The 22,340-nt window shown below is 69.3% G+C and carries 24 protein-coding genes and 1 pseudogene; 4 read left to right on the forward strand and 21 right to left on the reverse strand.

What is annotated here, in order from left to right:
• Position 1: 1 nt before the first annotated feature.
• From hflC to miaA, 5 genes and pseudogenes are all read right to left on the reverse strand, one after another.
• Positions 2-865 carry a protease modulator HflC gene (gene hflC / locus C9I47_RS11705; RefSeq protein ID WP_111266903.1) on the reverse strand — a complete coding sequence of 288 codons (864 nt, stop codon included), beginning with the start codon at positions 863-865 and terminating at the stop codon, positions 2-4.
• Complete coding sequence (hflK, locus tag C9I47_RS11710; protein ID WP_111266904.1) at positions 862-1,965, reverse strand: FtsH protease activity modulator HflK; 1,104 nt, start codon at positions 1,963-1,965, stop codon at positions 862-864. Before hflK ends, hflC begins: the two co-directional genes overlap by 4 nt.
• 183 nt (positions 1,966-2,148) lie before the next feature.
• Positions 2,149-3,543, reverse strand: a complete 1,395-nt coding sequence (hflX, locus tag C9I47_RS11715) for a ribosome rescue GTPase HflX (RefSeq protein WP_111266905.1) — start codon at positions 3,541-3,543, stop codon at positions 2,149-2,151.
• Positions 3,544-3,730: 187 nt separating this feature from the next.
• Positions 3,731-4,018, reverse strand: a complete 288-nt coding sequence (hfq, locus tag C9I47_RS11720; protein ID WP_111266906.1) for an RNA chaperone Hfq — start codon at positions 4,016-4,018, stop codon at positions 3,731-3,733.
• Between the two features lie 214 nt (positions 4,019-4,232).
• Positions 4,233-5,194 (reverse strand): annotated as a pseudogene (miaA, locus tag C9I47_RS11725) (tRNA (adenosine(37)-N6)-dimethylallyltransferase MiaA).
• Here miaA and C9I47_RS11730 point away from each other — a divergent pair.
• Positions 5,136-5,468 carry a hypothetical protein gene (locus tag C9I47_RS11730; RefSeq protein ID WP_223250406.1) on the forward strand — a complete coding sequence of 111 codons (333 nt, stop codon included), beginning with the start codon at positions 5,136-5,138 and terminating at the stop codon, positions 5,466-5,468. The pseudogene miaA and the gene C9I47_RS11730 sit on opposite strands and share 59 nt — an antisense overlap.
• Positions 5,469-5,538: 70 nt before the next feature.
• Here C9I47_RS11730 and putP read toward each other — a convergent pair whose 3' ends face one another.
• From putP to rlmE, 6 genes are all read right to left on the reverse strand, one after another.
• The gene (gene putP, locus C9I47_RS11735; protein ID WP_111266908.1) at positions 5,539-7,041 is read right to left on the reverse strand and encodes a sodium/proline symporter PutP; all 1,503 of its coding nucleotides are present in this window, start codon (positions 7,039-7,041) and stop codon (positions 5,539-5,541) included.
• An 83-nt stretch (positions 7,042-7,124) separates the two neighbouring features.
• Entirely contained in the window at positions 7,125-7,307 is a 183-nt protein-coding gene (locus C9I47_RS11740; RefSeq protein WP_141482097.1) for a hypothetical protein, read from the reverse strand.
• A gap of 266 nt (positions 7,308-7,573) precedes the next feature.
• Entirely contained in the window at positions 7,574-8,578 is a 1,005-nt protein-coding gene (locus C9I47_RS11745; RefSeq protein ID WP_223250110.1) for a trypsin-like serine peptidase, read from the reverse strand.
• Positions 8,579-9,324: 746 nt separating this feature from the next.
• Positions 9,325-10,221 carry a dihydropteroate synthase gene (gene folP, locus C9I47_RS11750; RefSeq protein ID WP_111266911.1) on the reverse strand — a complete coding sequence of 299 codons (897 nt, stop codon included), beginning with the start codon at positions 10,219-10,221 and terminating at the stop codon, positions 9,325-9,327.
• A 179-nt stretch (positions 10,222-10,400) separates the two neighbouring features.
• Entirely contained in the window at positions 10,401-12,305 is a 1,905-nt protein-coding gene (gene ftsH, locus C9I47_RS11755; protein ID WP_111266912.1) for an ATP-dependent zinc metalloprotease FtsH, read from the reverse strand.
• Between the two features lie 123 nt (positions 12,306-12,428).
• Positions 12,429-13,091, reverse strand: coding sequence for a 23S rRNA (uridine(2552)-2'-O)-methyltransferase RlmE (gene rlmE, locus C9I47_RS11760; protein ID WP_111266913.1), 663 nt, complete (start codon positions 13,089-13,091; stop codon positions 12,429-12,431).
• An 83-nt stretch (positions 13,092-13,174) separates the two neighbouring features.
• Here rlmE and yhbY point away from each other — a divergent pair, with 83 nt between their 5' ends.
• Positions 13,175-13,480, forward strand: a complete 306-nt coding sequence (gene yhbY / locus C9I47_RS11765) for a ribosome assembly RNA-binding protein YhbY (RefSeq protein WP_111266914.1) — start codon at positions 13,175-13,177, stop codon at positions 13,478-13,480.
• A 171-nt stretch (positions 13,481-13,651) separates the two neighbouring features.
• Positions 13,652-14,026, forward strand: coding sequence for an Mth938-like domain-containing protein (locus C9I47_RS11770; protein ID WP_111266915.1), 375 nt, complete (start codon positions 13,652-13,654; stop codon positions 14,024-14,026).
• A gap of 43 nt (positions 14,027-14,069) precedes the next feature.
• Here C9I47_RS11770 and C9I47_RS11775 read toward each other — a convergent pair whose 3' ends face one another.
• From C9I47_RS11775 to surE, 4 genes are all read right to left on the reverse strand, one after another.
• A complete protein-coding gene (locus tag C9I47_RS11775; RefSeq protein ID WP_111266916.1) occupies positions 14,070-14,858 on the reverse strand; it encodes a peptidoglycan DD-metalloendopeptidase family protein in 789 nt (262 codons plus the stop codon).
• Between the two features lie 82 nt (positions 14,859-14,940).
• Complete coding sequence (locus C9I47_RS11780) at positions 14,941-15,525, reverse strand: YqaA family protein (RefSeq protein ID WP_111266917.1); 585 nt, start codon at positions 15,523-15,525, stop codon at positions 14,941-14,943.
• 61 nt (positions 15,526-15,586) lie between these two features.
• Positions 15,587-16,264 carry a protein-L-isoaspartate(D-aspartate) O-methyltransferase gene (locus C9I47_RS11785; protein WP_111266918.1) on the reverse strand — a complete coding sequence of 226 codons (678 nt, stop codon included), beginning with the start codon at positions 16,262-16,264 and terminating at the stop codon, positions 15,587-15,589.
• Positions 16,261-17,052 (reverse strand): 5'/3'-nucleotidase SurE, encoded by a 792-nt coding sequence (gene surE / locus C9I47_RS11790; RefSeq protein WP_111266919.1) that lies wholly within the window; start codon positions 17,050-17,052, stop codon positions 16,261-16,263. Before surE ends, C9I47_RS11785 begins: the two co-directional genes overlap by 4 nt.
• Before the next feature lie 196 nt (positions 17,053-17,248).
• Between surE and C9I47_RS11795 the strand changes: the two genes are divergently transcribed.
• Positions 17,249-17,803, forward strand: a complete 555-nt coding sequence (locus C9I47_RS11795) for a Smr/MutS family protein (protein WP_111266920.1) — start codon at positions 17,249-17,251, stop codon at positions 17,801-17,803.
• Between the two features lie 42 nt (positions 17,804-17,845).
• On the opposite strand, the gene C9I47_RS11800 is transcribed toward C9I47_RS11795, so the two are convergent.
• The 6 genes from C9I47_RS11800 to eno form a co-directional block, all read right to left on the reverse strand.
• Positions 17,846-18,073, reverse strand: coding sequence for a hypothetical protein (locus tag C9I47_RS11800; RefSeq protein ID WP_111266921.1), 228 nt, complete (start codon positions 18,071-18,073; stop codon positions 17,846-17,848).
• 188 nt (positions 18,074-18,261) lie between these two features.
• A complete protein-coding gene (truD, locus tag C9I47_RS11805) occupies positions 18,262-19,311 on the reverse strand; it encodes a tRNA pseudouridine(13) synthase TruD (RefSeq protein ID WP_111266922.1) in 1,050 nt (349 codons plus the stop codon).
• A complete protein-coding gene (gene ispF, locus C9I47_RS11810; RefSeq protein WP_111268109.1) occupies positions 19,308-19,796 on the reverse strand; it encodes a 2-C-methyl-D-erythritol 2,4-cyclodiphosphate synthase in 489 nt (162 codons plus the stop codon). The genes truD and ispF overlap by 4 nt, the downstream gene beginning before the upstream one ends.
• A gap of 97 nt (positions 19,797-19,893) precedes the next feature.
• Positions 19,894-20,607, reverse strand: a complete 714-nt coding sequence (gene ispD, locus C9I47_RS11815) for a 2-C-methyl-D-erythritol 4-phosphate cytidylyltransferase (RefSeq protein ID WP_111266923.1) — start codon at positions 20,605-20,607, stop codon at positions 19,894-19,896.
• On the reverse strand, positions 20,604-20,942 hold the full coding sequence (gene ftsB, locus C9I47_RS11820; protein WP_111268110.1) for a cell division protein FtsB: 339 nt from the start codon (positions 20,940-20,942) through the stop codon (positions 20,604-20,606). The genes ispD and ftsB overlap by 4 nt, the downstream gene beginning before the upstream one ends.
• A gap of 51 nt (positions 20,943-20,993) precedes the next feature.
• Positions 20,994-22,295, reverse strand: coding sequence for a phosphopyruvate hydratase (gene eno / locus C9I47_RS11825; RefSeq protein ID WP_111266924.1), 1,302 nt, complete (start codon positions 22,293-22,295; stop codon positions 20,994-20,996).
• Positions 22,296-22,340 lie beyond the last annotated feature (45 nt).

Consider the following 22,340-nt stretch of genomic DNA (forward strand, 5'->3'; position numbering starts at 1 on the left):
CTCAGCGGTCGTTCCCGAGGTACTGCAGGAACGGATCGTCCTGGTCGAGCACGATCAGCGCCTGACCGTCCCTGAAGGATTCGCGGTAGGCCTCCAGGCTGCGCTGGAACGCGTAGAACGCCGGATCCTTGTTGGCCGCCGAGGCATAGGTCCTGGCCGCTTCGGCATCGCCCTCACCGCGCAGGCGCTGGGCGTCGCGCTCGGCCTCGGCCACCAGCACGGTCTGCTCGCGGTCGGCCTCGGCGCGGATCTGGCGGGACTGCTCCTCGCCGGCCGCGCGCAGGGCGCTGGCGACCTGGCGACGCTGCGCGCTCATCCGCGCATAGACATTGTTGATGACCTCGCTGTCGGTGGGCAGGTCGATCTGCTTGATGCGCAGGTCGACGATGCGCACGCCCAACGTGGACGCGCCTTCGTTGATCTTGTCCAACTGCGCGTCGATCATCTCCGAACGGTCGCCGGACACCACCTGCTGCAGGGTGCGCGCATTGATCTCGTTGCGCAGCGAATCCTTGACGATCGGCTCCAGACGCTTGATCGCGACGCTCTCGTCGCCGCCGGTGGCTCGGAAGAACGCGGTGGCGTCGTCGATCTGGCCCAGCGAGAAGAAGTCGACGCTGACGTCCTTGCGCTCGGAGGTCAGGTAACGCTCCGGCGAGGTGTCGAGCACCTGCAGGCGGCGGTCGAACACCAGGTCATTCTCGATCAGCGGCACCTTGAAGTGCAGGCCAGGGCCGAGGTCGGCGCGGGACACACGGCCGAGGTTGAGCACGATCGCGGTCTCGCCTTCCTTCACCACGAAGACCGAGCCGAGCAGGGTGAACAGGGCCGCGACGATCACGGCGATCCAGATGGGGGCCTTCATTGACGGGGCTCCTGTCGGCCGCTGGGACGCGGCTCACGGCCGGTGCGGGCCGGGCGCGGGGTGGACGACTCGGGCATGCTCAGGGTCGGGGCGAGCAGCTCCGGGGCGACCGGGGCCGGCGAACCGCCGCGGGCGCCGTCCATCGGCGCGTAGATCAGCTGGCGCGAATCGCCGCCGACGATCTTGCGGTTATGGCTCAGCACCCGCTGCACGGTCTCCAGCCACAGGCGCTTGCGGGTGACCTCGGGGGCCTGCTTGTACTCGTCGACCAGCAGCGAGAAGCGGTCGGCGTCACCCTGGGCGCGCGCGACCACCTCGGCCTTGTAGCCTTCGGCGGCGGTACGCACGCGGGCGGCGGTGCCTCGCGCCTCGGGCACGACCCGGGCCGCGTAGGCACGGGCCTCGCTGATCAGGCGCTCACGCTCCTGCTGCGCGCTGTTGACGTCGTCGAAGGCCGGCTTGACCTGCTCGGGCGGACGCGCGTTGGGCAGGTTCAGCTCGGTCACCAGCAGGCCGGTACGGTAGGCGTCCAGCGAGGCCTGCAGTTGTTCGCGCGAGGAGGTCGCCAGCGCGCTGCGCGAGCCCAGCACGATGTCGAGGGTGGAACGGCCGACCTGTTCGCGCATGCTGCTCAGCGCCGCCTGACGCAGCACCTCGTCGGCGGCGCGGGTGCCGAACAGGTACAGCTGCGGATCGCTGACCTGGTACTGCACGTTCATCTCGACGTGGACGATGTTCTCGTCGCTGGTCAGCACCGGCACGTTGAAACTCTCGGTACGGATGCGGGTCGCGTCGACCTTGGTCACCCGCTCCAGCGGCCACGGCAGCTTCAGGTGCGGACCGGGCTGCATCACCCGCGAGAACTGGCCGAAGCGCAGCACCACGCCGCGCTGGGTCTCGGCGATCAGCACGAAGCAGTTGAAGATCAGGAACAGGCCCAGCACCAGCAGCACCCAGCGACCGATGCCGGCACCGCCGCCACCGCCGAAGACACTGCGGAACTGATCGAGGATGGCGTCGAAACCGCCACCGCCCGGACGTTGTCGTCGCGGCGAGCGGTTGCCGCCGGAGTCGTTGTTGCCAGGGGTATTCCAGGCCATGCCTGCTCCAAGTTCTGAAGGCGTTGTCGCGGTCGCGACCGGATTCGGCGGTCGCTGAATGCGGATGATGCGACACCGGTGGATTCTAGGTGGGGGCCGGACCGGCCTCAAGCAAGCCGCCCCAGCGGCCACGACCGGCATCGACCGCGACGTCCCGGGACCGCCCTTCGCGGAAGGGCCCGGCTAAGCGGGCCCGGCGGCCCCGCCCGCCGCGTCTTCGACCAGCGGACGCAGCCATTCGCCGTGCGGTTGCGCGAACAGGCGGCGGGCGTCGCTCATCGCCAGCTCGACCTCGACCTGCCAGCCGTCCTCGTCGGCGACCTCGGCCTTGACCGCGCCCAGCTCGTACAGCTTCGCGCGCAGACGCGCCGCTTGCGGCGGCACCCGCACCCGGCCTCCGACGTGGCGCAGCTCCAGCGCCTCGGCCAGGGCCCGCCGCAGCAGGTCCAGGCCGCGTCCGTCGCGGGCCGACAGCCACACCCGCGAACGGCCCTCGGCCGGCCGGTCCAGGCGCGGTTCGAACGGCCGCGCCGGAGTCCCCGCGCCGTCGTCGTGGGGATCGTCGCCGAGGCGGTCGATCTTGTTGAACACCAGCAGCTGCGGCAGATCGCCGGCGCCGATCTCGGCCAATACCGCGTCGACCTGGGCGATGCGCTCGTGACGGGCCGGATCGGCCGCGTCGACCACGTGCAGCAGCAGGTCGGCCTCGCGGGCCTCGGACAGGGTCGAGCGGAACGCCGCGACCAGTTCGTGCGGCAGATCGCGGACGAAGCCGACGGTGTCGGCCAGCACCACGCCGCCACCGGAACCGCCCCGCGCCGCTCCCGCGTCCGCGGCCAGGCCGATCCGGCGCACGGTCGGGTCCAGGGTCGCGAACAGCTTGTCGGCGGCGTAGGCCTCGGCGCCGGTCAACGCATTGAACAGGGTCGACTTGCCGGCATTGGTGTAGCCGACCAGGGCCACCCGCGGCAACTCGCTGCGCACCCGCGCGCGGCGCATCTGGGTTCGTTGCACCTCGACCTTTTCGAGACGCTTCTGCAGCATGTCGACGCGCTTCTGCAACAGGCGGCGGTCGGTTTCCAGCTGGGTCTCGCCGGGGCCGCGCAGGCCGATCGAGCCGCCGCGCTGGCGCTCCAGGTGGGTCCAGCCGCGAACCAGGCGGGTAGCCAGGTGGCGCAACTGGGCGAGTTCGACCTGCAGCTTGCCCTCGTGGCTCTGCGCACGCTGGGCGAAGATGTCGAGGATCAGGCCGGTGCGGTCGACGACGCGACGCTGCAGCGCCCGCTCGAGGTTGCGCTCCTGCACCGGCGTCAGCGGGTGGTTGACCAGGATCAGGTCGGCGCCGCTGGCGTCGGCGGCCGCCCTGACCTCCTCCAGCTTGCCGCTGCCGATCAGGGTCGCGGGATTGGGGCGGTCGATGCGCGCAGTCAGCAGGACCGTGACCGTGGCGCCGGCGGAGCGGGCCAGGTCGGCAAACTCCTCAAGCAGGTCCGGGTCCGGTGCGCCTCCGGATTGCGGCTGGTTCGCATAGGGCTGGATCAGCAGCGCACGCTCGCCCTTGCGGGATCGTTCAAACATGCGCGCGCGTCCCCCGCAGGCACGTCCTGCGGACACGGAAGCCGGTACCGCAACCGCGCGGATTCAATGAATGGAGTGTCATCGCCACCGAATTCGGGGCGAATGCGCCGATTTCAATGGCCGCAAGGGCCGCCGTTCGGCGCCCGCGCAGGGAAAGCCCGCCGGGGGCTTCCCTGCGCCGGGGCGTTCATTCGCTTTCGTCTTGGCCGTTGCCGTTGCCGTTGCCGTCGCCCTGCCCGGTCTGCACGTAGCCGCCGCCGGGACCGACACGGACATTGCGCGCCGGCACCACGGTCGAAATCGCGTGCTTGTAGACCATCTGGCTGACGGTGTTGCGCAGCAGGACCACGAACTGGTCGAAGGACTCGATGGTGCCCTGTAGTTTGATGCCGTTGACCAGATAGACCGAAACCGGCACTCGCTCGCGCCGCAGCGCATTCAGGAATGGATCCTGCAAGGATTGTCCCTTGGACATCAAGTTTTCCCCATGCTGTTCTAGTTATAGGTGGGCCGCGTACCGGACGCAGGCCGTGCCGCCGGACACGCTCCCCATGCCGGCGACCGGCCGATGGTAGCGCACCGGCACCGCCGGCAACGCATCTGCGGTGAATTTCGTGAAATCCGTCCGGTCGGCAAGTGTACCCTGCCGCGCGCGCCGCGCCTGCCCGTCCATCCGCCTGCGCGCCCTCTCAGCGACGCCCCGGACGCTCCACGAACAGGCGCAACGCCGCCTCCAGCGCCGCCGTCCCGGCCTGCGGGTCGAACCAGCGCGCATCCAGCTGACCGCGCAACCAGGTCAGCTGGCGCTTGGCCAGTTGCCGGGTGGCGAAGATCGCGCGATCGCGGAAGTCCGCGGCCGAGCCCTGCCCGTCGAGGAACTCCCAGGCCTGCCGGTAGCCGACCGCGCGGATCGCCGGCAGGTCACGCGGCGCCGGATGCGCCTGCAGCTGCGGCAGGGCGCGCAACGCCCTGACCTCGTCCAGAAAACCGTCGGCGAGCATCGCATCGAAGCGCCGGGCGATGCGTTCGTGCAGGATCGCGCGATCGCGCGGCGCCAGCACCAGCTTCAGCACCCGGTACGGCAGGCGCGGAGTCGACTCCCGACGCCAGTCACTGATCGTGCGTCCGGACAATCGCCACACCTCCAGCGCCCGCTGGATCCGCTGCGGATCGGTCGCGTGGATGCGGGCGGCGGCCTCCGGGTCGATCGCGGCCAGCTCGGCATGCAATGCCGGCCAACCGTGCACAGCGGCCTCGGCCTCGATCGCGGCGCGGGTCGCCGGATCGGCCTCGGGCATCGGCGACAGGCCCTCGAGCAGGGCCTGGAAGTACAGCCCGGTCCCCCCGGCCAGAACCGGGATACTCCCGCGCCCGACGATTTCGTCGAGCGCGCGGCGGGCATCGGCGGCGAACTCGGCGGCGGAATACGGCTGCCAGGGCTCGCGCAGGTCGATCAGGTGATGGCGGACTCGTGCGCGCTCGTCCGCGCCGGGCTTCGCCGCGCCGATGTCCAGACCACGGTAGACCAGGGCGGAGTCGACGCTGACGATCTCCCCCCCAGGCGCTCGGCCCAATCGATCGCGAGCGCGGTCTTGCCCGATGCGGTCGGGCCCATCAATGCGATCGCGAGCGGCCGCGGATCAGCGGACATGCGCAGCCACGGGTTCGATGCGCGTCCGGACGCTACCACCGGCATGCGCATGGAACCGGCGTCCATGACCACCCGCGACACGCTTTCCACACAGGCTGTGGAAAACCGCTGGGACAACGTTGTTGAGAACCGCCTGATGCGTAGCTGCCGCAAGGCCCCGGGCATGTTTGGCTATTTTTTGACCAGCGTGTTTCAGCTGTCCACAACGCCTGTGGACAAGCCTGCGGACAGTGTCGGGAACAACCGCCCGATCACCTTGTGGCACAAGGGCTGACGCAAACATGGCGAAAAAATGACCAGTCAGAATACTTGACAAAACTCGGCAAAAACGCAGGTTGCCCGACTCAATAGCCGTTCTCGCGCAGACTCAGTCGCACCTGCTCGTGGGTGGCCTGGACCTCATCCGGCGGCTGCCTGTCGAGCAGGCTGACGACCACGATGGCCACGGTGGCCGCGATCACGCCCGGCACCATCTCGTACAGCCAGCTGCCCATGCGGTCGACCGCGACCAGCTTCCACACGATCACGGTGAGCGCACCGATCACCATGCCGGCCAGCGCGCCGTTGCGGGTCATCCGCTTCCACATCAGCGACAGCACCACCACCGGACCGAATGCGGAACCGAAGCCGGCCCAGGCGTAACTGACCAGGCCCAGTACGCGGTTGTCGGGATTGGACGCGATCCCGATCGCCACCAGCGCGACCAGCAGCACCATCGCGCGACCGATCCAGACCAGCTCGCGATGGCCGGCGTTCTTGCGGATGAAGCCGCGGTAGAAGTCTTCGGTCAGCGCACTGGAACAGACCAGCAACTGGCACGACAGCGTGCTCATCACCGCCGCCAGGATCGCCGACAGCAGCACACCGGCCACCCAGGGATTGAACAGCTGTTCGGCCAGCACGATGAAGACGCGTTCGGAGTTCGCATTGACCGTCCCGGCGACTTCCGGGTGGGCGCCGAACCAGGCGATGCCGAAGAAACCCACCGATATCGCACCCAGCAGGCACAGCACCATCCAGGTCATGCCGATCCGGCGCGCGCTGGGAATCGTCGCGACGCTGTCGGCGGCCATGAAGCGGGCCAGGATATGCGGCTGGCCGACATAGCCCAGGCCCCAGGCCATCGCCGAGATGATAGCGACGACGCCTCCCGCGCCCACCCACTGCAGGCGCGATGGGTCGACCTGTTCGATCACCGCCAGACTGGGCGCCAGGCCGCCGTTGCCGACGATCACCATGATCGGGGTGATCAGCAGCGCGAAGATCATCAGCGTGGCCTGCACGGTGTCGGTCCAGCTGACGGCGAGGAATCCGCCGATCAGCGTGTACAGGATCGTCGCCGCGGCGCCGTACCAGATCGCCTGCGCGTAGGGCACGCCGAACACGCTCTCGAACAACCGCGCGCCGGCGACGATGCCCGATGCGCAGTAGACGGCGAAGAACACCAGGATCACCAGCGCCGACAGCACCCGCAGGACCCGGCTGCGGTCGGCGAAGCGGTGGGTGAAGTAGTCCGGCAGCGTCAGCGCGTTGTGGGTGCGCTCGGTGTACATCCGCAGCGGCCCGGCGACGAAGCGCCAGTTCGCCCAGGCACCGATGATGAGCCCGAACGCGATCCAGGCCTTGGACGCGCCGGTGGCGTACAGCGTGCCCGGCAAGCCCATCAACAGCCAGCCGCTCATGTCGGAGGCGCCCGCCGACATCGCGGTCACGTAGCTGCCGAGCGAGCGGCCGCCAAGGATGTAGTCGTCGAAAGTCCGTGTCGAACGCCAGGCGATGAATCCGATCGCGACCGTCGCGAGCAGGTAGACAGTGAAGGTGACGATCAGCGGCGTGTCGGCGATCATGGCATCTCCCCGGGCCGGGACGGCCCTTCTCCCGCCGGCAAGCTTAACCTGCGATGCCGATCGCGGTCGGAACCGCCTCCCCGCTACCGCAGTCCGCCCTTGCGAGGCATCGCCTCGAGCTCGTCGATCACCGCACGTGCGGCACGCAGCTCGATCTGCACAGGAAACGACTCGCGGACGACGACATCCTTCACCAGTCCGCGCGCCTCGAGCTCGCGCACCCGTGCCAGCACCGGGTCGGGGGTCTCGGCGCTACCGACGATCATGACCCGTTCCATCGCGACGTCCCCGTGGTCCTCCTGGCCGGAGTCCTGATGGCCACTCCCGTTCGCACACCCGGCCAGGGCGAACGACATTACGGCCCCGAATGCGCCGATGGATATTCTTTTCGGAAACGACGATGCCATTGGCTGCGATCTCCTGCTGGATGGTTTCATGCGCAAGAACCGGGGATGCGCCGCTCTCGCGGACGCATCCCCGGCGGGTCGACAATATCGCCAATACCGCTGGCCGAAACCCTGGCCGGAACCGATCAGGGATAGGTCGAGATCCAGTTCTGCAGGGTGTTGAACACCGTGCTGGTCAGTCGCGTGCCGCAATTCTGGGTGGACGAGCCGGTGGTATGCACGCCACGCACCACGTTGCCGCTGTCATAGATGCCGCTGCCGCTGTTTCCGCCATACGTATCGATGGTGTAGCACAGCCGGTAGGAGCCACTGGTCCACACACTGCCGGACATCCGCCACATCGTGCCGAACGGCTTGTCGGCGGGGTAACCGGTGATGGTGTGGGTGCCGCCGGAGTACGTGCCGTAGGCGGCATGACCGCCATGGGCCGGCTCGGTGAGCACGATCAGCGCGTAGTCGTAGTTGGTGTTGCGGTTGTTGTGCCAGGCCGAGGTGGTCACCGCGCGGGCCCAGGAGGTGGTGCCCCACGGCTTGTAGCTGCCGTTCTGCCCCGGGGTGAAGTCCAGGCTGGAATACCAGTTGCCGGAACCGTCGGACACGCAGTGGCCCGCGGTGAGCACGTGCTTGGCGGTGATCAGCGTGCCGGTGCAGCCAATGCCTATGCGGCCGATGTGCCAGTACGGCGAGGTCACGGTGTTGGTGACCTGGATGCGGCCGTCGGCGCCGATCACGGAGCTGGGGTTGATCCGGATATCGCCGCCGCCGAGCAGTTGCATCGGCGCCGTCGGCGCCGCTCCCGGCACGGTCATGGCCCCGCGACCCAGGATCTCCATCGCCTTGATCGCCTCTTCCAGCAGCGCCACATCCTCCGGGTTCATGTTCGACTCGTACACATCTCCGTCGCGGGTCACCATGACCGCACTCAGGCCTTCGGCCTTCTGCTGCGGCGTCTGCCGGCGCGCCGTGATCGCGGGCCCGGGATCGGGCATCGCACCGGTGATCAGATTGTCGCCATGGATGAAGCTCGCCCTTTCACCGGTCTTCTGGAACGTCCCCTCCGCCGCGCTCGCCGTACCCACCACGACGCCCGAACACAGCACCGCCAGGACCATCATTCTCGAAGCTTTCATCGGAATTTCCCTCCATTGATATTCCATTTGATTGGCGGGCGATAATGTCGCTCGATCACCCGCCGGCAGTATTCCGGCGGGCACCCGATGTCACCGTGATTGGAATCACAGAACGCCCGCATGAAGGATGTTTCCGGCCCGCCCGACATATTCACCATTGCATAGACATTCTTCACTCGCCTGCCAACAAGCGGCAGTTTCTAATTGTCACGTGAATATTTCATTCGATACCCATTATTCAGTTCGACATAATGCATATCGACCACCGCCCGAGACGGCCATCGCGGTCATGCCAGGCGGCGCCGATCCGGCAATCGCCACGCCAGCGCCTCTTCGCGTGCGGTAGCCGCCCGCGAACGGTCCGGGCGAAAGCTTCCACGGCGACCGCGACACCGGCCCCTGCCATGGGCACCGAGCCCGGAGCCGATCGCCAAGGAAATGCGGCCTCGGCACTGGAACGGCGCCCGGGAGACTCCGGGTCACGCCCGCCTCCGGCCATGGCGGCCGACACCTTCCAGGGCGTTGCCGGCGCGCGGATCGGGTTCAGCGCTACCGGACAGCGCGGGCCGGCCCGGAGCCGCGGGATTCGAACAGGATCGGGATGGGGCCGTCCGCATCCTGCCTGGTGGTGAGGTGCCGGGCCGTTGTTTCGAATCCGACACCCGGACGACAGGGTCGAACGCCTTCCTCCGCCAGCCCGGGGGGGCGGCACCGACGCGGGCGAAACAGCCGCTTGAGGTCCCGGCCTAGTCTTCGTCGGGCCAGCGGATCGAGGCGGCCTGCGAGGCCTGCGGCTGCGGCTGTGCGGCGACCGCCTCCCAGACCTTCAAGGCATCGACGGTGGCGGCGACGTCGTGCACGCGGACGATCCGCGCGCCACGCTGGACCGCGATCAGGTGCGCCGCCAGCGAGCCGTGCACGCGCGCATGCGGGTCCTCGCGGCCGGTCAGCTCGCCGATGCTGCGCTTGCGCGACAGTCCGGCCAGCAGCGGCACGCCCAGCTCGGAAAAACGCTGCAACTGCGCCAGCAGCAGCAGATTGTGCTCCAGCGCCTTGCCGAAGCCGAAACCCGGATCGACCACGATCCGCTTCTTGTCGATCCCGGCCATCTCGGCGGCGAAGATCCGCTCGGCCAGGAACCGGTGCACATCGGCGACCACGTCGTCGTACTGCGGCGCCGCCTGCATCGAGCGCGGCTCGCCCTGCATGTGCATCAGCACGACCGGCACCGCGCAGTCCGCCGCCGCCTCCAGCGCGCCATCGCGACGCAGCGCGTAGACATCGTTGATGATCCCCGCTCCCGCGGCGACCGCGGCACGCATCACCTCGGGCTTGGAGGTGTCGACCGAGATCGGCACCGCGACCTTCGCCGCCAGCGCCTCGATCACCGGCAACACCCGCCGCAGCTCCTCCTCAGACGCCACGTCCTCGGCGCCGGGCCGGGTCGACTCGCCGCCGATATCGAGGATGTCGGCCCCCTCCTCGACCAGGCTCAGCCCATGCGCGACCGCCGCGTCCGTGGTCGCGTGCTCGCCGCCATCGGAGAAGGAATCGGGGGTGACATTGACGACCCCCATGACCCGCGGCCGATCGAGGGACAGGCGGCGGCCGTTGCAGTCGAGCGAGGGGGCGGTATCGAACATGGCGGACTTCGTCTCCGAACGGGCCTGGCGCCTGATCGGGCACCGGGCGGAATGGGGCATGCGCGGGCGCACCGTCTTTGCCGACGGCGGCAGGTGCCCGCGCGGTCCCGGCAGACTAGACGAAAAGGGCCGGAAGGTCGCCCTTCCAGCCCTTTCGCCACAGGTTCCCTCGCTCGCGCTCAGGTCTGCGCGGCCGGTCCCACCACCGCGCCGGGAGGGGTGTTGTCGGCATCGTCCTTCGGCGCCTTGCCCGACTTCACCCAGTCCGCCGGCGGCCCCGGCACACGGCCTTCCATGATCTCGTCGATCTGGTGCGCGTCGATGGTCTCGTACTGCAGCAGCGCGTCGGCCATCACGTGCAGCTTGTCGAGGTTGTCGTTGAGGATGCGGGTGGTCTCCGCATAGGCCTTGTCGAGGATCCCGCGCACGACCATGTCGATCTTGCGCGCGGTCTCGTCGGAGACGTTCTTGTGCTGGGTCACCGAGCGGCCCAGGAACACCTCGTCCTCGTCCTCGCTGTAGGCGATCGGTCCCATCTCGTCGGACAGGCCCCACTTGGTGACCATGTTGCGGGCCATCTTGGTCGCGCGCTCGATGTCGTTGGACGCGCCGGTGGTGACCTTGTCGGCGCCGAAGATCAGCTCCTCGGCGACGCGGCCGCCGTACAGCGAGCACAGCTGCGACTGGATCGCCACGCGGTTGATGCTGTACTTGTCGCCCTCGGGCAGGTACATGGTCACACCCAGCGCGCGGCCGCGCGGAATGATGGTGACCTTGTAGACCGGGTCGTGCTCGGGCACCACCCGTCCGACGATCGCGTGGCCGGCCTCGTGGTAGGCGGTGAGTTTCTTCTCGTCTTCGCTCATCGCCATCGAGCGGCGTTCGGCGCCCATCAGGATCTTGTCGCGCGCCTTGTCGAAGAACTCCATCCGCACCTCGCGGGCGTTCTCGCGGGCGGCGAACAGCGCGGCCTCGTTGCAGAGGTTGGCCAGGTCGGCGCCGGAGAAACCCGGGGTGCCGCGGGCGATCGTCATCGGCTCGACATCGTCGGCCAGCGGCAGCTTGCGCATGTGCACGCGCAGGATCTGCTCGCGGCCCTTCACGTCGGGCAGTCCGACCACCACCTGGCGGTCGAAACGGCCCGGGCGCAGCAGCGCCGGATCGAGCACGTCGGGACGGTTGGTCGCGGCGATCACGATCACGCCCTCGCCGCCCTCGAAGCCGTCCATCTCCACCAGCAACTGGTTCAGGGTCTGCTCGCGCTCGTCGTGACCGCCGCCCAGGCCGGCGCCGCGATGGCGGCCGACCGCGTCGATCTCGTCGATGAAGATGATGCACGGCGCGTGCTTCTTGGCCTGCTCGAACATGTCGCGCACGCGGCTGGCGCCGACGCCGACGAACATCTCGACGAAGTCGGAACCGGAAATGCTGAAGAACGGCACCTTGGCCTCGCCGGCGATCGCGCGCGCCAGCAGGGTCTTGCCGGTGCCCGGCGGGCCGACCATCAGCACGCCGCGCGGAATCTTGCCGCCGAGCTTCTGGAACTTGGACGGGTCGCGCAGGAACTCGACCAGCTCGCCGACCTCCTCCTTGGCCTCGTCGCAGCCGGCGACGTCGGCGAAGGTCACCTTGACCTCGTTCTCGCCCTGCATCTTGGCGCGCGACTTGCCGAAGCTCATCGCGCCCTTGCTGCCGCCCTGCTGCATCTGGCGCATGAAATAGATCCAGATGCCGATGAACAGCAGCCACGGCAGGATGTTGATCAGGATGTACAGCAGCGACGGGCCGCTGTCCGGCGGCGTCTGCTCGACCGCGACGTTGTGGTTGATCAGGTCGTTGACCAGATCCTTGTCGCCGGGGTTGTAGGTGGTGAACTTGCTGCCGTCGGAACGTTCGCCGGTGATCGTGGTGCGATCGGCGTCGATCTTGATCTTGGAGACGCGATTGTTCTGCACCTGGTGGACGAACTGGTCGTAGGCCAGGGTCTCGGAGCCGGCGGTGCGCGGCCCGAACGCCTGGAAGACCACCATCAGCACGACGGCGACCACAACCCAGAGCAGGAGATTCTTGGCCAGATCGTTCATGTAGTTACGTTACCTGTTGCCCAATCTTGTGAGGGCGCCGCGTCAACCAGTATGACGCCGCGCCTTGGAATCCGGTCTGACCGAGCTTGGCGCCGGCCACTACCGCGAATGCCCGCCGCCACCTTACTTGATCGCGGCCCGCTTGCCCTGTGCCAGCGCGTAGACCTCCGGCGAACGTCGCCGCGACGCCGCCGGTTTGCGGATCGCCACCTTGTCGTAGCGACGGCGCAGTTCGCGGACGTAGTCGTCGAACCCCACGCCCTGGAACAGCTTGATCAGGAAGGTACCGCCCACCCGCAGGTGGTGGTCGGCAAAATCCATCGCCAGCTCGGCCAGGTACATGGCGCGTGGCATGTCGACCGCGTCCACACCGCTCTTATTGGGGGCCATATCCGACAGCACAAGGTCCACCGGCTTGCCGCCCAGCGAAGCCTCCAGCTGCGATAGGACCGCATCCTCCCTGAAATCCCCATGAAGGAACTCGACCCCGGCCAGCGGCGGCATCTCCAGGATGTCCAGGGCGATGACCCGGCCCGGGCGCGCCGGATCGAGCCGGTCCAGCTCCTGGCGCACCCACTGCGACCAGCCGCCCGGCGCCGCTCCCAGGTCGACCACGACCATGCCGGGCTTGAGCAGACGGTCGCGCTCGGCCAGCTCCTCGAGCTTGAACGCGGCGCGCGACCGCAGGCCCTCGGCCTGGGCCTTCTTCACGAACGGATCGGAAAAATGCTCTTTCAGCCAGCGCTGGCTGGACTTGCTGCGGGATGACTTGCTGCGGGCGGCCATGGGCGCGGGAGCCCCGTAATCGGATCGGTAAGCGGCCGTCATGATACCCTGAGCGCCCTCCACCGCCCGTTCACGTGACCCCGATGCCAATCCAGCTGACCGCCGCCCAGACCCGTTTCCTGCGCGGCCAGGCCCACGGCCTGAAAGCGATGCTGCAGGTCGGCGGCAAGGGCGTCACCGACGCGTTGGTGGCGGAGATCGACAACGCCCTCGAGCACCACGAGCTGATCAAGGTCAAGGTCGCGGCCGAGGATCGCGAGGCCCGCGACGCCATGATCGGCGAACTCGGGCAGCGCACCGAGGCCGCCGTGGTCCAGCGTATCGGCCATACCGCCGTGCTGTACCGGCCCAGCCGCGACAAGCGCCAGATCGTGTTGCCGCGGGCGTGAAGGCCTGCGGGCGTCGGGACACCGGCGCCTGACCCGAGCGATGGCGACCGAAGGGCCTGCGCTACGCTCGCGGGAGCGGCGCAAGCCGCGACCGATCGTTCGTGGGAAGCCCTTCGCGGCTTGCGCCGCCCCTGCGAAAGCCCTCAGGTCTCAGCTCCAGCCCCGATTCCGATGCAACTGACCCTCGAACATCCCGACCACGAATTTTTCCTGCGCGGCGCCGACGGCGGCAGCGCGCTGGTCAATGAGCGTCGACTGGAATCGAGCTTCGTACTGGCGCCGGATCGTCTGGTCGAGGACTGGGCGGCCGCCGACATCGGCGCGCTGGGCGCGGACGACCTGGCGCCGGTACTGGCGCTGAAGCCCGAAGTGGTACTGCTGGGCACCGGCGAGGCCCAGGTGTTTCCATCGGCGGCGGTGATGGCCGCCTGCCTGTCGCAGGGCGTGGGGCTGGAAGTGATGAGCAACGCCGCCGCCGCCCGCACCTTCAACGTCCTGGCCGGCGAGGGCCGCCGCGTGGTCGCGGCGTTCATCCTCGCCCGCTGAGGGGCGACCCGGCGCCCCTGCGGAGAAGGCGGCCCGACGCCCGTCAGCGCCTGGGCAGGTACTGCAGCGGATCGACCGGCTTGCCGTTGTAGCGAATCTCGAAATGCAGCATGTCGCGATCGGCGCCGCTGCGCCCCATCTCGGCGATCTGCTGGCCGGACTTGACCACCGCGCCCTCGGCGACCAGGCGGTTGCGGTTGTGACCGTAGGCCGACAGCCACTGGTCGTTGTGCTTGATGATGATCAGTTCGCCGTAGCCGACCAGGCCGGCACCGGAATACACCACCACGCCATCGCCGGCCGAACGCACCGGCGCGCCGCTGCGCCCGGCGATGTCGACGCCCTGCTTGGTCGGGTCGCCGCCGGAGAAACGGCTGATCAGCTCGCCATCGGCCGGCCAGCGCCAGGACAGGCCGCTGTTGACCGGCGCCGCCGGCGTCGTTGCCGGCGCGGTCGCGGGACGGCTGCCGGAAGACGTCGACGCGCCCGGCCGGCGGCCGCTGGACGGCCGCGAAGCGGTCGCGGTCGAGCCGCTCTGCCCGCCCGACGGATACAGCCGCAGCCGCTGCCCCGGATGGATGGTGTACGGCGCGGCGATGCCGTTCCAGGCGGCCAGGTCGCGCAGGGTGATGCCGTTGTCGGTGGCGATGCGGTAGAGGTTGTCGCCGCGGCGGACCACCACGGACGCGCCCGGCTTGGGCTTGGACACCGCGACCGGTCCCGCGCCGGAGCCGCTCTCGCGCACCACGGAGCTCGAACAGGCGGCAACGCCGAGGCCGATCAGGGCGCACAGGGCCGCCCGCTGGAGAATGGAATATGGGGTCATGGTCATGCGTCGGATCCTTGGCCTCCGGTGTCTTGGTTTCGTCCCCGCGGCCACCGGAGGAAGGCTCCGGTCCCGCTTGGACACGCGCTCAGCCGCGCAGTTCCAGCCAGACCACCGCGCCAACCACCAGCACGGCCACGGCCCAGCCCAGTATCTCGATGTAGCGCCGCAGCGTCTGCTCCAGCCGCTTGCCGCCGAACGCGATCAGCCCGGCGACCAGGAAGAAGCGCACGCCGCGCCCGATGGTCGAGCCCAGCAGGAAAGGTACCAGCCCGATGCCGGTCGCACCCGACGCTATCGTGAACACCTTGTAGGGAATCGGCGTGAACGCGGCCACGAACACGATCCAGAAGCCGTAGCGCTCGAACAATCCCTGGACCCTGAAGAACGGCGCGTCCCAGCCCAGCTTGAGCATCCACGGCCAGATCGCTTCCAGCGCGAAATGCCCAAGCAGGTAGCCCAGGACACCGCCGACGACCGAGGCGATCGTGCAGATCGCGGCCAGGCGCATCCAGCGCTGCGGCGTCGACAGCGCCATCGGCGCCAGCATCACGTCCGGCGGCACCGGGAAGAAGACCGACTCGGCCAGGCTGAGCGCGGCCAGATAGTGCGGCGCGCGATGGTGCGCCGCCCACACCAGGCAGCGGTCGTAGATCGGACCGAACAGTCTCACGAGAGCGGCCTCATTCGGACTCCGGCGGCGATACGGTCCCCGACGCCATGGGCGGACGGCATCAGTCGATCATTCCGGACAGCAACGGCACGAACACAACCGGCGCCAACGCCTGCTGGCTGAGCGAGCCGTCGCTCTGCTTGTGCAGCATCACCAGCGACTGCGAGCTGGCGCCTCCGACCGGCGCGACCAGAGTGCCGCCGGGCGCGAGCTGCGCGCTCAGCGCATCGACCAGGGCCGGCGCCGCCGCGGTCACCATGATCGCGTCGAACGGCCCGTTCTCCGGCCAACCGATATGGCCGTCGTCGTGCTTGCTGCGCACGTTCATGCCCAGCGAGCGGAAGCGCTTGCGCGCGACCCGCAGCAGTTCGCCGATGCGCTCGACGGTATGCACCTCCAGCCCGAGCGCGGCAAGGATCGCGGCCTGGTAGCCGGAACCGGTGCCGATCTCCAGCACCTTCTTCGGCGCCACCGACAGCACCGCCTCGGTCATCCGCGCGACCACCCACGGCTGCGAGATGGTCTGGCCGTGACCGATCGGCAGCGCGGTGTCCTCGTAGGCGCGGGTCGCCAGCGCTTCGTCGACGAACAGGTGCCGCGGCACCATACGGATCGCATTGAGCACGCGCTCGTCGCGGATGCCCTCCTCGCGCAGGCGTTCGACCAGGCGGTCGCGCACGCGCTGCGAGGTCATGCCGGTGCCCAGCGCTTCGGGCTGCAGTCGCATGCGCAGGCTCATGGCCGCGCCTCCCCGGCCGGCTGCAGGGCGCCGCCCAGGCCGTCGACCCAGCTGGCGACCTGGTCCAGGGCCTGATAGCGGGTCAGGTCGACCAGGATCGGGGTGATCGCGATATGGCCGGTGCGCAGTGCGTGGAAATCGGTGCCGGGGCCGGCGTCCTGCTCGGGACCGGCCGCGCCGATCCACCACCAGGAGCGGCCGCGCGGGTCCTGCTGCGGGATGCAGTCCTCGGCGCGATGGCGGTTGCCCAGCCGGGTGACCTCGAACCCGCGCACCTGCTCCCACGGCAGGTCGGGCACGTTGACGTTGAGAATGGTGTCGGCCGGCAGCGGGTCGGTGCTCAGCCGGGCGATGATCTCGACCGCGGCACGGGCGGCGGTCTCGAAGTGCCTGCCGTTGTGATCGACCGTGTTCAGCGAAACCGCGATCGCCGGCAAGCCCAGGAAACGGCCCTCCATCGCCGCGGCGACGGTCCCGGAATAGATCACGTCGTCGCCCATGTTGGCGGTGTTGTTGATCCCCGACACGACGATGTCCGGCTCCACCTCGAGCATGCCGGTGATCGCCACGTGGACGCAGTCGGTCGGGGTGCCGTGGACACGCCAGGTGCTGTCGTCGAGCTGGACGACCCGCACCGGGGCGTCGAGGGTCAGCGAGTTGCTGGCCCCGGATCGATCGCGGTCCGGCGCGACCACCAGGACCTCATGGCCGGCGGCACGCAGGCCTTCGGCAAGGAAACGGATGCCGGGGGCGTCGACACCGTCGTCGTTGCTGACCAGAACTCGCATGGACTCCCTATGGACGTGATGCGCTGCGGCTATGCTGCGGAAAGGCCGGCCGGCGTGGTTGCCGCGGCTGTCGCCGCGCGACCGTGGGCCGGACCCACATGATAGCCGATGGACCGGCAGCCATTGCCGCCGACACGTCGCCGTCGCCGCCCGCTCGCGACCTTGCGATCGCGCCGGCTCAGGTTACGCTGGCCGCATGACCAAATCGCGCACACCCCCGCCGCCCGACAGCGACGATGCCGCCCTGTTCCGCGAGGCGATCGGTGCGGTGCGCGAGCTGGACGCGCCCGCCCCGCCCCCGTCCGCTCCCAGGCCCCGGCCGCGGGCACGCATGGCCGAGCTGGACGAGGTCGATGCCCGCCATGCGTTCCGGACCGGTGCGGACATGCCGACGCTGGAGTCGGGCGATCTGCTGGCGTACCGCCGCGACAGCGTCCCGCCGCGCAGCTGGCAGCGGCTGCGCCGAGGCGAGATCTCGGCGCAGGAGGAGCTGGACCTGCACGGTGCGGACGCGCGCAGCGCCGAAGCATTGCTGCGGGCCTTCATCAGCGACGCGCACCGTCACGGTCTGGGCTGCGTGCGGGTGATCCACGGAAAGGGGCTGCACGGCGACGGTGCGCCGGTGCTGAAGAATCTGGTCGACCGCCTGCTGCGCCATCGCGCGGACGTGGTCGCCTTCCACTCGGCGCCGCCCGCGCAGGGCGGCACCGGAGCGGTCGTGGTGCTGCTGGCGCCGCCCAAGCGGCGCTAGCGCGGACCGGGGCTATCGGCGCATGCCGCGCCGGATGCCCGGTCAGTCGTCGCTGTCCTGCTCGGCGGCCTTGGCTCGCGGGACGTTCACCCATACCACTTCGATACCGCGACGGCGCGCGACGCGTTCGACGTAGGCGACATAGGCTTCATCGGCGTCCATGATGGACGGCGCGCGTTCGGCCTGGGTGGATTTCTCCGGCATGCCGGCGCAGGCGGCGAGGCCGACGACGGTGAGTGACAGCGCGAGGACACGGAGACTGGCGTTCATGACGGTACCTCCGGATTGTCGGTGCGACGGCACGGTGCCGCTGCGGCAATGCCGCCGCGACAGGACCGTCGCTACCGGGGCCCGACCCCTTGCCGGGCCTGCACTCCATGCATATACCCGCCCCCCGCACGGGGCCAGTGCCAATTGCCACGGATCCGACGGACGGTCACCCGCGCCCGTTCATCCGCTCAGGCCGCTTCGTAGGACCCGTCGCGGACCTCGCCCAGCTCGGCCAGCACCGAGGTCGCATAGGTGCCCGGCGGCAGCGCAAAGCGCAGCTCCAGCGCATCCTCCGCCGGCCAGTTCCACGCCAGGCCGTCCGGCCGCAGGCGCAATGCGCGCCGCTCCTGTTTCAGGCCGGCCCGCTCCAGCCCGGCACGCAGGGCCTCGCCGGGCGGCTCGGCCAGCGCCGCGAGCTCCATTGCCGCGGCCTCGTCCTGGCTGCGCAGCTCGCCGCGCCCCCACAGCGGACCGCTGGGATGGATGTCGAAACGGGCCACACGCTCGGCCAGCTGTTCCGAATACGGTTCCGGTCCGAACACGCTGCGGCTGCCGTCGAGCATCCACGCCTCGCCTTGCAGCGGTGTGTCCCAGCAGCCGGCGGCGACGCGCGCGGCCAGCACCCGGTTGAACAGCGCCGAACGCGCGGCGGACAACAGGTGGCTGCGCTGCTCGCGCCCGACCCGGCGCCCGGCGAACATCGACAACGCCGCGTGCAGATTGTCGCCGCCGCGACCGAAGCGCTGCTCGCCGAAGTAGTTGGGCACGCCGCGCGCGGCGACCGTCTTCAGGCGCGCATCGATCGCGTCGCGCTCGCCTTCCACGCCGCGCAACACCAGCACGAAGCGATTGCCGGCCAGGGCGCCACGCGGCAGCTTCTTCGCATGCCAGTCGTGCCCGAGCAGGCGCAGGGCCTCGCCGCCCTCGCCTTCGTACGACAAGCGCTCCAGTGGCGGTGCGTTGCGTCGGGGCAGATGCACGCTGAAGCGCTGGCGGGTCACCGCGTGGCGGTCCTTCTGCCCCGCGTAGCCGATCGCGGCGACGTCGACGCCGGCCCACTGGGCGATCCTCTGCGCGGCCCAGGCGGTGTTCATCCCGCGCTTCTCCACGCTCAGCAGCAGATGCTCGCCGCTGCCGCTGGCGGCAAAACCGTCCAGCTCCTCGACGAAGAAGTCCTCGGCGCGGCTGCGCATGCGCGCGACCAGCACCGCATCGCCGTGGGCGCGGGGCAGGTTCATCGCGCCAGCAACACCACGGCCTGGGCCGCAATGCCTTCGCCGCGCCCGGTGAAACCGAGCCGTTCGGAGGTGGTCGCCTTGACGCTGATCGCGTCGACCGCGACCCCGAGCACGCCGGCCAGGACCTCGCGCATCGCCTGCGCATGCGGCCCGACCTTGGGACGCTCGCAGATCACGGTCACATCGGCATTGCCCAGCGTCCAGCCGCGCTCGCGCAGCAGCGCGTCGCAATGGCGCAGGAAGGCGCTGCTGTCGGCATCCTTCCAACGCGGATCGCTGGGCGGGAAGTGTTGGCCGATGTCGCCCAGCGCCAGCGCGCCAAGCAGGGCATCGCACAACGCATGGATGACCACGTCGCCATCCGAATGCGCGACCACGCCGTGGCTGTGCGGCACGCGCACGCCACCGAGCATCACGTGATCCCCTTCGCCGAAGGCATGGACGTCGAAGCCCTGGCCGATGCGGATGTTCAGATTGCCTTGCATGTTCATTCCTCGCTGCGGATCGCGTCCGGGTTGCCGTGGGAGCGGCGTGAGTCGCGATGAAACTTCCGCGGGAAACCCTTCGCGGCTCACGCCGCTCCTACAGGATTCTCGCAGCCTGCCCGCGTTGCGAGAGTATGAAGCGGAAGCGCTCCAGGTCGGCGGGCGTGGTGACCTTGAAGTTGTCCTCGCGGCCCTCGACCAGGCGCGGACGCAGCCCCTGCCGCTCCATCGCCATCGCCTCGTCGGTCACCACCACGCCGCTGTCGCGCGCCGCCTGCAGCGCGGCCGCCAGCGGTTGCCGCCGGAACGCCTGCGGCGTCAGCGCCCGCCACAGGCGTTCGCGCGGCTCGGTGGCGGCGATGCGGCCGTCGTCGGTGGCGCGCTTGAGGGTGTCGCGGACCGGCGCGGCCAGGATCGCACCGTCGCGGCTGTTTTCCGCGGCCTCGATCAGGCGCTCCAGATCGGTGTGGTCCAGGTTCGGTCGCGCGGCATCGTGCACCAGCACCAGGGCGTTTGCGGCCGACTCCGGCAACGCATGCAAGGCGGCCAGCACCGAGTCGGCGCGCTCGCCGCCGCCGGTGCAGGTCAGCACCGGCTTGCCGCCGCGCTCGCTCCAGCCCGGCCAGTCCTCGTCCACGGCCGCCAGCGCGACCATCGCGCCGGCCACGCGCGGATGCGCCAGCAACGCATCCAGGGCGTGGGCCAGCAACGGCCGCCCACCCGCCTGCAGGTACTGCTTGGGCGTCGGACCGCCAAAGCGGGTGCCACGCCCCGCGGCCGGCATCACCGCCCAGACATCGGCACCGCTCATGGCGCCGGCCCGTCCTGTGGATCGCCCGTGGGGGCGTCGGCCCCGGGCGCGGCCGCGGCGCCCTCGGGTTCGACCACCCGGTAGAACACCTCGCCCGGCCGGATCATGCCCAGCTCGCTGCGGGCCCGTTCCTCGACCGCGGCGCCGCCTGAGGCGAGGTTCTTCAGGTCGGCCACCTCCGCCACCAGCGCGTCGTTGCGCTGCTGGCGCGAGGCGTTGTCCTGGACCTGCTGTTCGACCTGCGCCTCCAGCTCGGCGACCGCATCGCGGCCGCCCTCACCGATCCAGAGCCGGAACTGCAGATAGACCAGCATGACGAGCAGGAACAGCAGCATCGTGGGCAGTACCCACCACCGTCCACGCTTGCCCGCCGGCTGGCTCATCGCTTACTGGTTCAGGGACACGAAGGCGCTGCGGCCGGCGTACTTCGCGGCGGCGCCCGGATTCATCAGGGCAAGCTGCTCCTCGATGCGCAGCAGCTGGTTGTACTTGGCCACGCGATCGCTGCGGCTCAGCGAACCGGTCTTGATCTGGGTCGCGCTGGTCGCCACCGCGATGTCGGCGATGGTGGTGTCCTCGGTCTCGCCGGAGCGATGCGAGACCACCGCCGCGTAACGGTTCGCGTCCGCCATCGCGATCGCCTCCAGGGTCTCGGTCAGGGTGCCGATCTGGTTGACCTTGATCAGGATCGCGTTGCCGACGCCCCGCTCGATGCCCTCCCTGAAGATCTTCGGATTGGTCACGAACAGGTCGTCGCCGACCAGCTGCACCTTGTTGCCCAGGGCCTCGGTCAGCTGCTTCCAGCCGCTCCAGTCGTCCTCGGCCATGCCGTCCTCGATCGTGATGATCGGGTACTGCGCGCACCAGTTGCCGAGGAAGTCGACGAACTGGTCCGGGGTCAACCGCTTGCCTTCGCCGGTCAGGTTGTACTTGCCGTTGTCGAAGAACTCGCTGGAGGCGACATCCAGGCCGAGCAGGATGTCCTCGCCGGCCTTGTAGCCGGCCTTGCCGATCGCCTCGAGGATGGTCTCCAGCGCCTCTTCATTGCTGCGCAGGTCGGGCGCGAAGCCGCCCTCGTCGCCGACCGCGGTGCTCAGGCCGTGGCCCTTGAGCACCGACTTCAGCGCGTGGAACACCTCGGTGCCGGCGCGCAGCGCCTCGGAGAAGCTGTCCATGCCGACCGGCAGGATCATGAATTCCTGCAGGTCGACGTTGTTGTCGGCATGCGCGCCGCCGTTGATGATGTTCATCATCGGCACCGGCAGCACCGGCGCACGGTCGCCGGCCAGGTACTGCCACAGCGGCAGCCTGCGCGAGGCGGCGACCGCGTGGGCATTGGCCAGCGACACGCCCAGCAGCGCGTTGGCGCCGAGGCGGCCCTTGTTCTCGGTGCCGTCGAGGTCGATCAGGCGGCGGTCGAGACCGGCCTGGTCGGCGGCGTCGAAGCCTTCCAGTGCCTTGGCGATGGCGGTGTTGACGTTCTCCACCGCCTGGCGGACGCCCTTGCCCAGGTAGCGGGTCTTGTCGCCGTCGCGCAGCTCGACCGCCTCCTTGGTACCGGTCGAGGCGCCGGACGGCACCATCGCGCGGCCGAAGCTGCCGTCGGCGAGGGTCACTTCGGCTTCGAGGGTGGGATTGCCCCGGCTGTCGAGGATTTCGCGGGCGTGGACTTTGGCGATCTGGGTCATGTCGTCGTCAATGGGATCGGATGGGAAATCGGTGGGTGGTGTTCG

The organism is Marilutibacter maris (genome assembly GCF_003233695.1).
Classification (GTDB): Bacteria; Pseudomonadota; Gammaproteobacteria; order Xanthomonadales; family Xanthomonadaceae; genus Marilutibacter; species Marilutibacter maris.